The organism is Nocardioides sp. AX2bis, from assembly GCF_902506435.1.
Classification (GTDB): domain Bacteria; phylum Actinomycetota; class Actinomycetes; order Propionibacteriales; family Nocardioidaceae; genus Nocardioides.
In genome coordinates this window covers 3,744,397-3,756,945 of the sequence record NZ_LR733215.1, presented here as the reverse complement: position 1 = coordinate 3,756,945, position 12,549 = coordinate 3,744,397, and the positions used below count along the sequence as shown (strand labels likewise).

General features: G+C 75.5%; 7 protein-coding genes. All 7 read left to right on the top strand.

What is annotated here, in order from left to right; translation table 11 throughout:
• Positions 1 to 100: 100 nt before the first annotated feature.
• The 7 genes from GV155_RS18065 to recD all read left to right on the top strand — a co-directional run bounded on the left by GV155_RS18065 (position 101) and on the right by recD (position 12,521).
• Positions 101 to 622 (top strand): PGPGW domain-containing protein, encoded by a 522-nt coding sequence (locus GV155_RS18065; RefSeq protein WP_160010218.1) that lies wholly within the window; start codon positions 101 to 103, stop codon positions 620 to 622.
• 141 nt (positions 623 to 763) lie between these two features.
• Positions 764 to 1,846, top strand: coding sequence for a ferredoxin reductase (locus GV155_RS18060; RefSeq protein WP_201300235.1), 1,083 nt, complete (start codon positions 764 to 766; stop codon positions 1,844 to 1,846).
• Between the two features lie 52 nt (positions 1,847 to 1,898).
• A complete protein-coding gene (locus tag GV155_RS18055) occupies positions 1,899 to 3,110 on the top strand; it encodes a fatty acid desaturase family protein (RefSeq protein WP_160010214.1) in 1,212 nt (403 codons plus the stop codon).
• Complete coding sequence (locus GV155_RS18050) at positions 3,110 to 3,544, top strand: hypothetical protein (protein ID WP_160010212.1); 435 nt, start codon at positions 3,110 to 3,112, stop codon at positions 3,542 to 3,544. The genes GV155_RS18055 and GV155_RS18050 overlap by 1 nt, the downstream gene beginning before the upstream one ends.
• A gap of 168 nt (positions 3,545 to 3,712) precedes the next feature.
• A complete protein-coding gene (gene recC / locus GV155_RS18045) occupies positions 3,713 to 7,180 on the top strand; it encodes an exodeoxyribonuclease V subunit gamma (protein ID WP_160010210.1) in 3,468 nt (1,155 codons plus the stop codon).
• A complete protein-coding gene (locus tag GV155_RS18040; RefSeq protein WP_236554410.1) occupies positions 7,177 to 10,599 on the top strand; it encodes a UvrD-helicase domain-containing protein in 3,423 nt (1,140 codons plus the stop codon). The genes recC and GV155_RS18040 overlap by 4 nt, the downstream gene beginning before the upstream one ends.
• Positions 10,596 to 12,521 carry an exodeoxyribonuclease V subunit alpha gene (gene recD / locus GV155_RS18035; protein ID WP_160010208.1) on the top strand — a complete coding sequence of 642 codons (1,926 nt, stop codon included), beginning with the start codon at positions 10,596 to 10,598 and terminating at the stop codon, positions 12,519 to 12,521. Before GV155_RS18040 ends, recD begins: the two co-directional genes overlap by 4 nt.
• Positions 12,522 to 12,549 lie beyond the last annotated feature (28 nt).

Here is a 12,549-nt window from a genome sequence, read left to right as displayed (position 1 = left end):
GTCCGGCCGCGCGCCGGGTGGGTCCCGGGAGGGTCCCGGGTGGGTCCCGGGGTGAGAAACGCCCGCGCGCGGCTTGGGCGGATCTGGGATGATCCCAGGCATGAACGTCCCCGTCGGTCGCACCGTCAAGCGTGTGGTGCTGGAGACCGTCGGCTGGCTGCTGGTGGTCGTCGGCGTCGCCGCCCTGATCCTGCCCGGGCCGGGCCTGCTGGCCATCATGGCCGGCCTGATCGTGCTCTCCCAGCAGTACGAGTGGGCCGAGCGTCGGCTCGACCCCGTCAAGCGACGCGCGCTGCGCGAGGCCGCCCGCGGGGTATCCGGCCCGCTGCCGATGGCGGTGACGCTGTTCGGCATCGTCGCCCTGGTCGCCTGCGGCGTGCTGTGGACGATGGACCCGCCGGCGCCGTCCTGGTGGAGCCTCCCGGACTCGTGGTGGCTGCCCGGCGGCATCTGGACCGCCGTCACCCAGTTCGGCTCCGCGGCCATCGCGCTCGGCCTGATGATCTACAGCTTCCGCCGGTTCCACGGCAAGCCCGAGGCGCTGGCGGCGCTGGACGAGGAGGACCGTGCGTCCGCCCAGCGCGCCGAGCAGCGCGCCGGGCGCCGCGCCGCCTCGCGCTGAGGTCTGGTCCGGCCCCGAGGGGGTGAGGCCGCGGGCGCGCCCAGGGTGGGAGAACGCTCTCACCTGGGGACCCATGGGGGTTGTCACATTCGGTGAACGAGTGTTGACTGACTCGGGTCCACCGCCGAAAGGGTGTCCTGCGTGTCCGTCAAAGATCGCCTCTCCTGGGACGGCGTGCGTCGTGCCGGCGCCCAGCTGACCACCCCGCTGCTCCCGGACGACTACCTCACCCTGATCAATCCGCTGTGGACCACGCGCGAGCTGCGCGGGGTGATCGAGAAGGTCGTGCCCGAGACCGACGACACCGCCACCGTGGTCATCCGGCCCGGCTGGGGCTGGCGCTACAGCCACCAGCCCGGCCAGTACATCGGGATCGGCCTCCAGGTCGGCGGCCGGTTCCACTGGCGGTCGTACTCGGTCTCCACCCCGCCGAAGCGCCGGGGACGCACCCTGGCCATCACGGTCCGGGCGATGCCCGAGGGCTTCCTCTCCCAGCACCTGGTCAACGGCGTGGAGCCGGGCACCGTCATCCGGCTGGCCCTGCCGTCGGGCGACTTCGTGCTGCCGAACCCGCCCCCGCCCAAGATCCTGTTCCTGGTCGGCGGCAGCGGCGTGACCCCGGTGATGTCGATGCTGCGCACGCTCGACCGTCGCGGCACGATGCCCGACGTGGTGATGAGCTACTCCTCCACCACGCAGGACCGGATGATCTTCCGCAGCGAGCTCGCCGAGCTCAACGAGCGTCACGACTCCCTGACGGTGCGGGAGCGCTACACCGACGACGACGGCATGCTCGTGCTCGAGGACCACCTCGACGAGCTGTGCCCCGACTGGCGCGAGCGTCAGGTCTGGGCCTGCGGGCCCGGTCCGATGCTGGACGCCGCCAGCGAGTTCTGGGACGAGGCCGGCCTCGAGGACCAGCTCCACCTCGAGCGGTTCTCGGTGAACTTCACCGGCGAGGGCGGCGAAGGTGGCACGCTGACCTTCCGCAGCTCGGGCAAGACCGTCGAGATCGACGGCGCCACCACGGTCCTCGAGGGTGGCGAGCAGGCCGGGGTCGGGATGCCGTACGGCTGCCGCGCCGGCATCTGCCACACCTGCAGCGTGACCATGATCGAGGGCAAGGTCCGCGACCTGCGCAACGGCGAGGAGTTCGCCGAGCCCAACGGCAGCGTGCAGACCTGCGTGACCGCCCCCGTGGGCGACTGCACCTTCGACCTCTGACCAGCACCGCTCCACCAGACCGCGACACACGACGACCCGAAGGGACGACGCGATGGCCATCGCCGACGTCAAGGAGTACACCCACCTCACCGCCGAGGAGGTGGAGCAGCTCGGTGCCGAGCTCGACGCCCTGCGCACCGAGATCGAGGAGAGCCGCAACAGCAAGGACGCGGACTACATCTACAAGATGATCCGCCTGCAGCGCGGTCTCGCCACCGCGGCGCGGATCACGCTGGGCGTCTCGGCGTACCACCGCCGCACGCGGCTGCCCGGCGCCGTCGTCGGCGGCGCGATGCTCGGCGTGGCGAAGATCCTGGAGAACATGGAGATCGGCCACAACGTCATGCACGGCCAGTGGGACTGGATGAACGACCCGGAGGTGCACTCCTCGAACTGGGAGTGGGACACCGCCCAGCCGGCCGAGCAGTGGAAGCACTCGCACAACTACGTGCACCACCAGTTCACCAACGTGCTCGGCTACGACAACGACATCGGGTACGGCATCCTGCGGATGGCCCGCGAGCAGAAGTGGCACCCGGTCAACCTGGGCCAGCCGCTCTACAACGCGGCCCTGGCCACGCTCTTCCAGTGGGGCGTCGCGCTGCACGACCTCGACCTGGAGGCCATCCGCAAGGGCGAGAAGGACCCCAAGGTCATGAAGAAGCAGCTCAAGCAGATCTGGCAGAAGGGACGGCGTCAGGCCGTCAAGGACTATGTCGTCTACCCGGCGCTGTCGGGCCCGCACTTCATGACCACGGTCTACGCCAACGCCGCGGCGAACGTGACCCGCAACCTGTGGTCCTACGTGATCATCTTCTGCGGGCACTTCCCCGACGGGGCGATGCACTTCACCGAGGAGCAGATCGAGGACGAGACCCGTCCCGAGTGGTACCTGCGCCAGATGCTCGGCTCCGCCAACTTCGAGGGCAGCGAGATGCTGCACGTCCTCTCGGGCAACCTGGGCTACCAGGTCGAGCACCACCTGTTCCCCGACCTGCCGAGCAACCGCTACGGCGAGATCTCGGTGCGCGTGCGTCAGCTGTGCGAGAAGTACAAGCTGCCCTACACGACCGGTCCGCTGCACCAGCAGTACGGCCAGGCGCTGCGCACGATCATCAAGCTCTCGCTGCCCAACCGCTTCACCTCCGGCGACCGCGAGGACGTCATGGAGGGCCAGATGGAGGTCGCGCGGGGCCGCAAGAGCGCCGAGGAGCTGGGCTCGCGCCGCCCGGAGACCGGCAAGTACGCCGCGGCCGCCTCCTGATGATCGGCACCACCGGCCTGGACGAGCGGCCCCGGGACCCCGAGCTGGGGGGACCGGTGCCGTACGTCTGCGAGGACGACGACGGGCGCGGCTCCCTGCGGGTGCTCAGCAAGAAGCGCGTGATCCAGTGCGCCCTGTCGCGGATCTGCGCGGTCTGCGGCGAGACCCTGGACCACCCGCTGGTGCTGCTGGGCACGCGCGAGGAGCTGGACCGGATGGAGTTCCACGTGCCGCCGGTGCACGAGGCCTGCGGCGAGGCCGTGTCGGCCGCGGTCGTCGGCGCGCCCTTCGGGGTGCTCGGCCAGGACGGCCCGGTCGAGCGGTGGGTGCTGGTGAGCACCGGCGGGTTCGAGCACGAGCGCCCGCAGCGCTTCGACCCCGACCGGCGTCCCCGCTTCCGCCCGAACAAGCTGCTCTCCACCCGCGAGGTCTGACCGCCGAGGTGGCGCTCGCGGACAGCCGAGATGACGCTTGCGGACAGCCGAGGTGGCGCTCGCGGCGCGTCGAGATGACGGTTGCGGCGCCGGGAACGGGGCGTGCGGTCGCCGGCTGGGGACGACCGTCCGCCGGTGTCGGCGGCCTCGTCTAGCCTCGGGCGGACCATGGCACTCCACCTCCACCGAGCCGCGCGCACCGATGCCCTGGCCGCCGCGCTCGGCGACCTGCTCGCGGTCGCGCCGGCCGACCCGTTCGCCCGGGACCTGGTGCTGGTCCCGGCGAAGGGGACCGAGCGGTGGCTCAGCCAGCGGCTCTCGCACCGGCTCGGGTCGGGGCCGGGCAGCGCGACCGGTGACGGCGTGTGCGCCGCGGTCGACTTCCGCTCGCCCCGCTCGCTGGTGGCCGAGCTGACCGACACCGTCGACGACGACCCGTGGGCGCCGGAGGTGCTGGCCTGGCCGCTCCTGGAGGTCCTCGACGCCAGCCTCGACGAGGCCTGGGCCCGGCCGCTCGCGGTGCACCTCGGCCGCGACCTCGACGGTGAGGAGGCCGAGCTGCGGCGCAGCCGGCGCTACGCCGTGGCCCGCCGGCTCGCGGGCCTGCTCGCCTCGTACGCCGCGCAGCGCCCCGACCTGCTCGCCGCCTGGTCGCGCGGCGACGACGTGGACGGTGTCGTCCGCGAGGGGGAGCCCGAGCGTGCCCTGCCCGACGACCTCGCCTGGCAGCCGCCGCTGTGGCGCGCGCTGACGCAGCGGGTGGACGCGCCGACCCCGGCGGAGCGGCACGCCGCGACCCTGGAGCGGCTGCGGTCGGGCCCGGCGGCCCACCTGCCGGTGCGGGTGAGCCTGCTGGGCCACACCCGGATGCCGCGCACCGAGCTCGAGCTGCTCGTGGCGCTCGCCGACCACCACGACCTGCACCTGTTCTGGCCGCACCCCAGCGACGACCTGTGGCGCCGCCTCGACGCCCGGCTGGGCGCGCCCCACGCGCCGCGCGGCCCGGTCCCGCGCCGCGACGACCCCGCGCACAACGACGCCGAGCACCCGCTGCTGGCCACGCTGGGCCGCGACGTCCGCGAGCTGCAGCGCAGCCTGCGCAGCTGCGCGCCCGCCGACCTCGTGGAGCACGTGCACGAGCCGCTCGACGGGGCTCAGGACGGGGCTCAGGACGGGGCGCCGGACGAGGCGGGGGCCGGCGGGTCGCTGCTGGCGCGGCTCCAGGCCGACCTCCGTGCCAACCGGGTCCGCCCGGCCGGGCGGCACCACGACCCGGCCGACCGGAGCGTGCAGGTGCACGCCTGCCACGGCCCCGCCCGCCAGGTCGACGTGCTGCGCGAGGTGCTGCTGGGGCTCCTGGCCGACGACCCGACCCTCGAGCCCCGCGACATCCTCGTGATGTGCCCCGACATCGAGACCTACGCCCCGCTGGTGACGGCGGCGTTCGGGCTGGGCGTGGAGGCCGACCAGGCCCCGGCCGAGCCCGTCGGAGAGACCGAGGGCTCGGCGCCCGGACGGCACCCGGGGCACCGGCTGCGGGTCCGGCTGGCCGACCGCGCGCTGGTGCGGACCAACCCGCTGCTGGCGGTGGCGGCCTCGCTGCTCGACCTCGCCGGCGGCCGCGTCACGGCCAGCCTGGTGCTCGACCTGCTGCAGCAGCCGCCGGTGCGCCGGCGGTTCTCCCTCGACGACGACGACCTCGAGGCCGTGACCGACTGGGTGCGCGAGTCGGGGGTGCGCTGGGGCCTGGACTCCGAGCAGCGGGCGCCGTACGGCCTGGCCGGGTTCGTGCAGAACACCTGGCGCTTCGGCCTCGACCGGGTGCTGGCCGGGGTGGCGTTCTCCGACGACTCGCGCGCCTGGGTCGGCACCACGCTGCCGCTCGACGACGTCGGCAGCAACCGGATCGACCTGGCCGGGCGCCTGGCCGAGTACGTCGACCGGCTCGCCGTCGCGCTCGAGGAGCTGACCGGGCCCCAGTCGCTCGCGACCTGGCTGGACGCGCTGGGGCGGGCGGTGGCCTCGCTGACCCGTCCCGAGCGGGGGGAGGCCTGGCAGACCGGACAGGTGCACCGCGAGCTCGCGACGGTGCTGGCCGACGCCGGCGACCGGGCCACGGTGGAGCTGCGGCTGCGGGACGTCCGCGCCCTGCTCGAGGGCCACCTGGCCGGCCGGCCGACCCGGGCCAACTTCCGCAGCGGCAGCCTGACCGTGGCCACCATGGTGCCGATGCGGTCGGTGCCGCACCGCGTGGTCTGCCTGGTCGGCCTCGACGACGGCGTCTTCCCGCGGCAGGGCGCGGTCGACGGCGACGACGTCCTGGCCCGCACCCCGCTGACCGGGGAGCGCGACGCCCGCTCCGAGGACCGGCAGCTGCTCCTGGACGCGATCGCGGCGACCACCGGGACGCTCGTGGTCACCTGCACCGGCGCCGACGAGCACACCGGGCGCCGCCGCCCGCCCGCGGTCCCGCTCGGCGAGCTGCTCGACGCCCTGGACCGCACCACGCAGGCGCCCGTGCGCGAGCACGTCCTGGTCCAGCACCCGCTGCAGCCCTTCGACCCGCGGGCCGCCGCCGACGGCCTGCTCGGCACACCCGGGCCGTTCACCTTCGACCCGGCCGTGCTCGCCGCGGCCTGGGTGATGAGCCGCCCCCGGCCCGAGGCGCCGCCGTTCCTGGACGGGCCCCTGCCGGCGCCGGCCGGGTCGGGCGGCGAGGTCGACGACGTCGCCCTCGCGTCGCTGGTGGCCTTCCTGCGCGACCCCGTGCGCGGCTTCTTCCGGGCCCTCGACGTCACCCTGCCCTGGGAGGCCGACGGCGTCAGCGACGCGATGCCGGTCGAGATCGACGGCTTCGAGACCTGGGGCGTGGGCAACCGGATGCTCGAGGACATGCTGCGCGGCACGCGCCCGGAGGCCGCCCTGGCCGCCGAGTGGCGCCGCGGGCAGCTGCCCCCGGGTCGCCTGGGCTGGCGCAAGGCCAAGGACGCCGCCGCCCAGGCCGAGGTCATCGCCCGGGCCGTCCACGTCCACCGCCGGGGCGAGCCGCGCGCCCACGACGTCGACGTGACGCTGCGCAGCGGCCGCCGGGTCACCGGCACCGTCGCCCCGGTCCACGAGGGCCGCCTGGTCGCGCGGACCTACTCCAAGCTCTCCGGCAAGCACCTCGTGGAGGCCTGGGTACGCATGCTCGCCCTGGCCAGCCACGACCCCGACAAGCACTGGACCTCGGTCGTCGTGGGCCGCGCCGGCGGCCGGGGCACCGGCGTCCGCGAGGTCCTGCTCGGCCCGCCCGACGAGGAGCCGCAGTCGGTCCTGGAGGACCTCGTCCGTCTCTACGACGCCGGCCGGCGCGAGCCGCTGCCGCTGCCGGTGAAGACGTCGTACGCCTGGGCCACCGCCCGGCACAGCCAGGACGACCCGGTGCACGCCGCCGGCCGGGAGTGGACCAGCAACCGCTACCCCGCGGAGGACGCCGACCCGGCCCACGTCCGCGTGTGGGGGCCCCGCGCGCCGCTGTCGGTGCTGCTCGGCGAGCCCCGCGCCGACGAGCAGGTCGAGGGCGAGAGCACCCGGCTGGGGGCCCTCTCGGCCCGCCTCTGGCTGCCCCTGCTGCGGGCGGAGGTGCGGCTGTGACGACCCCCGCGACGCCCGCGAGCCCTGAGGCGGCCACCGGTGACGACCTGGTGCCCTTCGACCTGCTCGGAGCCCTGCCCGAGGGCCCCACCACGACCGTGCTCGAGGCCAGCGCCGGCACCGGCAAGACCTACACGCTGGCCGGCCTGGTCACCCGGTACGTCGCCGAGGGCCGCGCCCGGCTCGACGAGATGCTGCTGATCACCTTCGGCCGCGCCGCCAGCCAGGAGCTGCGCGAGCGGGTCCGCGACCAGCTGGACGAGGCGCACGACGCGCTGCGCGGGAGCCGGGCCGCACGGGTCGAGGCGTCGGGCGACCCGGCGTACGACGGCGCCACCACGCCCCTGCTGGACCACCTCCTCGACGCCGACCCCGAGGAGCTCCAGGCCCGTGAGCGGCGCCTGCGCGACGCGCTCGCGGACTTCGATGCGGCCACGATCGCCACCACGCACCAGTTCTGCCAGCTCGTGCTCCGCTCGCTGGGCGTGGCCGGCGACAGCGACTCGGGCGTGACGCTGGTGGAGGACCTCTCCGACCTGGTCGGGGAGATCGTCGACGACCTCTACCTCGCGCGGTTCGGCCAGGCGCTCGAGGACCCCGAGCTCACCCGGGCCGCCGCCTTCGCCCTGGCCACCACGGCGGTGGCCAACCCGGGCGCCGTGCTGACGCCGCGCGATCCCGAGCCCGGCACCACGGCGGCGGTGCGGGTGGGCTTCGCCCGGGACGTGCTGACCGAGCTCGAGCGCCGCAAGCGGCGGATGGGCGTGCTGGGCTACGACGACCTCCTGGGCCGGCTCGCCGACGCCCTGGCCGACCCCGACGCCCCCGCGCGGCAGCGGATGCGCGCCCGCTGGCGGGTGGTCATGGTCGACGAGTTCCAGGACACCGACCCGGTCCAGTGGCAGGTCATCGAGCGGGCCTTCGCCGGGCACGCCACGGTGGTGCTGATCGGCGACCCCAAGCAGGCGATCTACGCCTTCCGCGGCGGCGACGTGGTGACCTACCTGCAGGCCGCGCGCAGCGCCGAGCAGCGCTGCACCCTGGCCACCAACTACCGCAGCGACGGCCCGCTGGTCGACAGCCTGCTGGCGGTCCTGCGCGGCGCCGCGCTGGGCCACCCCGACATCGTGGTGCGCGACGTCGGCGCCCACCAGCAGACCGGGCGCCTGCGCGGCGCACCCTGCGACGACCCGTTCCGGCTGCGCGTGGTGACCCGGGAGAAGTTCGACATCCGCACGACCCGGACCGTGCCGATGGACCGGGTCCGCGCGCACGTCGCCGCCGACCTGGCTGCCGACGTGGCCGGGCTGCTGGCCTCCGGCGCCACCTGGGACGGCCGCCCGATCGAGGCCCGTGACGTCGCGGTGATCGTGGAGCGGCACGGGGACGCCCGGACCTGCCGGGACGCGCTGGCCGCGGCCGGGGTGCCGGCGGTCTACACCGGTGACACCGACGTCCTCGACTCCGCCGCCGCCGGGCACTGGCTGGCCCTGCTGGAGGCCTTCGAGCAGCCGCACCGCGCGGGCCTGGTCCGTGCCGCCGCGGTCACGCCGTTCCTCGGACGGACCCCCGCGGAGCTGGGGCAGCGCGGCGACGACCTGACCGACGAGGTGGCCGAGACGCTGCGGCGGTGGGCCGACAACGCCCGCCGGCGCGGGGTCGCGGCCGTGCTCGAGGCGGCCGTCGCCGACGGGATGGCCGCACGGGTGCTGGCTCACCGCGGCGGTGAGCGCGACCTCACCGACCTCACGCACGTCGGGCAGGTGCTGCACGAGACCGCCCACCGCGACCGGCTCGGTCTCCCCGCCCTGCTCGAGTGGCTGCGCGCGCAGCGTCGCGACGAGGGCGGCGACGCCGTGCGCAACCGCCGGCTCGACAGCGACGCCGCCGCGGTGCAGGTGATGACGGTCTGGGTGGCCAAGGGCCTGCAGTTCCCGGTCGTCCACCTGCCCTTCGCGTTCAACCGCAACGTCCAGCAGCGCGAGAGCGTGCTGCACCACGAGGGCGACCAGCGCTGCCTCGACGTCGGTGGGTCGCGGGCCGGCTCCCGCGAGGTCGAGGCGCGCGGCCGTTCCGAGGAGGCCGGCGACGCCACCCGGCTGACCTACGTCGCGCTGACCCGGGCCCAGTCGCAGGTCGTGGCCTGGTGGGCGCCGTCGTGGGACGAGCCGAACGGCGGGCTGTCCCGCCTGCTCCGCGACCGCCGACCAGGTCAGGCCGAGGTCCCCGAGCGGCTGTCCGAGAAGCCCGCTGACACCGACGTGCTGGCCCAGCTCCGGGCGTGGCAGGGCGTCGGGGGCCCGAGCGTCGAGCAGTCCCTGGTCGCCGCGCCGCCGACCGTGCCGCTGCCCGCCGACGCCGGGCGGCTGGGGGTCCGCCGCTTCACGCGCCCGATCGACGGCGGGTGGCGGCGCACGTCGTACTCCGGGCTCGTCCGCGCGGCCGAGGAGGCCCGCGGCGCGACCAGCGAGCCCGAGGTCGGGGTGCTCGACGACGAGGCCGACGACCTGCTCGCGGCCTCGGACGACTTGCGCTCCGACGTGCCCGACGCGGGTGCTCCGGCCGCGGCTGCCTCCCCGATGGCGGACCTTCCCTCGGGGGCCGCGTTCGGGTCGCTGGTCCACGCGGTGCTGGAGGACGCCGACCCCGATGCGCCGGACCTGGCTGCCGAGCTCGAGGCGCGGGTGCGCGAGCACGCCGCCTGGTGGCCGGTCGAGGTCGCGCCGGCCGAGCTGGCCGCGGCGCTCGTCCCCCTGCACGACACCCCGCTCGGGCCGCTGGTCCCCGGGCGGACGCTGCGCTCGATCGCGCTGGCCGACCGGCTCTGCGAGCTGGACTTCGAGCTGCCGCTGGGCGGTGGCGACCTGGTGGCGAGCGGCGGTGCGGGGGCGGAGGCCGTGCTGGCCGACGTCGGCCGGCTCCTGCGCACCCACCTCGCCGCCGACGACCCGGTCGCTCCGTACGCCGACCGGCTGCTCGCCCCCGGGCTCGGCGACCAGCCGCTGCGGGGTTACCTGTCCGGCTCGATCGACGTCGTGCTGCGCGTGCGCACCGACGGGGAGGTCGAGCCGCGCTACGTCGTCGTCGACTACAAGACCAACCGCCTCGGCGACCCCGAGCAGCCGCTCACGACCGCCGACTACGCCCCGGACCGGGTCACGGCGGCGATGCTGCACTCCGACTACCCGCTCCAGGCGCTGCTCTACACCGCGGTGCTGCACCGCTTCCTGCGCTGGCGCCAGCCCGGGTACGACCCCGACCGGCACCTCGGCGGGCTCCTGTACCTGTACCTGCGCGGGATGGCGGGGGCGGACACCCCGGTGACCGACGGTCACCCCGCCGGGGTCTTCTCCTGGCGACCGCCCACCGCCCTGGTGCTGGCGCTCTCCGAGCTGCTCGACGGACGGGGACCGACATGACCGCCGCACCCACCGCACCGACCGGCGCCACCCCGGTGGCCGACCCCGACCTCACGGGCGAGGAGGCCTGGGACCACCGGCGCGCCCGCGGCGCGACCGGGCTGCTGCGCACCTTCAACGAGGCCGGGGTGCTCGAGGCCGTCGACGTCCACGTCGCCCAGCGGCTGTGCGCCTCGCTCGGCGAGAGCGACGAGCGGGCCGCGCTGGCCCTCGCGCTCGCGGTCCGCGCCGTGCGCGGGGGCTCGGTCTGCGTCGACCTCCACACCGTCGCCGACGAGGTGGTGCTCTGGACCGAGGTGCCCGACGACCCGGCGACCGCGGACCCGGACCCGGCGGCGGGGGAGGACCCGGCGGCGTCGCTGCCCTGGCCCGAGCCCACCACCTGGTACGCCGCGGTCCGCGCCAGTGCCCTGACCCGACCGTCCGAGGGTGGCGCCACGGTGCTGCGGCTGCTGGAGGACCGGCTGCTCTACCTCGACCGCTACTGGCGCGAGGAGCAGCAGGTCTGCGACGACCTGCTGGCCCGGCCCCCGCTGGACGAGGCGACGGACGTCGAGCGCGCCGCCCTGGAGACCGGGCTCGACCGGGTCTTCCCCCTCGACGGGTACGACGAGCAGCGCGCCGCCGCACGGACCGCGCTGACCCAGCGCACCACCGTGCTGACCGGCGGACCCGGCACCGGCAAGACCACGACCGTGGCGGCGCTGCTGGCGCTGCTGGCCGAGCAGGCCGAGGTCGCCGGGCGGCCCCGCCCGCGGGTCGCCCTGGCCGCTCCGACCGGGAAGGCCGCAGCGCGCCTGCAGCAGGCGGTGGAGGAGGAGCTGGCCGGGCTGCCCGCAGCCGACCAGGAGCGGGTCGGACGCCCGCAGGCGGTCACCCTGCACCGGTTGCTGGGCAGCAACCCCCGCAGCTCGACCCGGTTCCGTCACCACCGCGGCGACCGGCTCCCGCACGACGTCGTGGTCGTCGACGAGACCTCGATGGTGTCGCTGACGCTCACCGCCCGGCTGCTCGAGGCCGTACGTCCCACCACGCGGCTGATCCTGGTCGGCGACCCGGACCAGCTGACGTCGGTGGAGGCCGGGGCGGTGCTCGCCGACCTCGTCGCCGGGCTGGCCGGCCACGAGCACCTCGCGGTGGCGGCCCTGCGCACCTCGCACCGCTACGGCGACGCCATCGGCGACCTGGCGACCGCGGTCCGCGACGGCGACGCCGACCGCGCCCTGGACCTCCTGCGGTCCGGCGACGAGCACCTCCGCCTGGTCGAGGACCCCGACCCGGTCCCCGCGGTGCGCGAGCTGGTGCTGCCGCGAGCCCTGGAGCTGGTGCGGGCCGCCGCGGCCGGTGAGGCGGAGGCGGCGCTGCGGCTGCTCGACCAGCAGCGGCTGCTCTGCGCGCACCGCGAGGGCTCGGCCGGCGTACGCCACTGGAACCGCCTGGTCGAGCGGTGGGTGGCCGAGGAGACCGGGGAGCCCGTCTGGGCGACCTGGTACGCCGGGCGGCCCGTCCTGGTGACCGCCAACGACTACGGCCTCGGCGTGCACAACGGCGACGCCGGCGTCGTGGTCCGCGACCCCGTCCGCGGGTTGCGCGCCCGGGTCGCCGCCGTCCCGCACGCCCTCGACCTCGCGCCCAGCCGGCTCGGGCAGGTCGAGACGATGCACGCGCTGACCATCCACAAGAGCCAGGGCAGCCAGGCCGACGAGGTGCTGGTGGTGCTGCCCCCGGCGCGCTCCCGGCTGCTGACCCGCGAGCTGTTCTACACCGCGGTCACCCGCGCCCGGGGGCACGTCGTCGTGGTCGGCGCCGAGGCCGAGGTGCGGGCGGCGATCGGTCGGCGGGCCGTGCGGGCCACGGGGCTGCGGCAGCGCCTCGGCGGCGCGGGACCCGGCGTACCGCCTGCTGGTCCGCCGGCCGGCTGACCGGCCCCTGGTCGCCGAAACGGGCGCG

What these genes read in the sequence shown, in the direction of transcription:
- GV155_RS18065 (WP_160010218.1), top strand. Translation starts at nt 101, where the DNA reads ATGAACGTCCCCGTCGGTCGCACCGTCAAGCGTGTGGTGCTGGAGACC.
- GV155_RS18055 (WP_160010214.1), top strand. Translation starts at nt 1,899, where the DNA reads ATGGCCATCGCCGACGTCAAGGAGTACACCCACCTCACCGCCGAGGAG.
- GV155_RS18050 (WP_160010212.1), top strand. Translation starts at nt 3,110, where the DNA reads ATGATCGGCACCACCGGCCTGGACGAGCGGCCCCGGGACCCCGAGCTG.
- recC (WP_160010210.1), top strand. Translation starts at nt 3,713, where the DNA reads ATGGCACTCCACCTCCACCGAGCCGCGCGCACCGATGCCCTGGCCGCC.
- recD (WP_160010208.1), top strand. Translation starts at nt 10,596, where the DNA reads ATGACCGCCGCACCCACCGCACCGACCGGCGCCACCCCGGTGGCCGAC.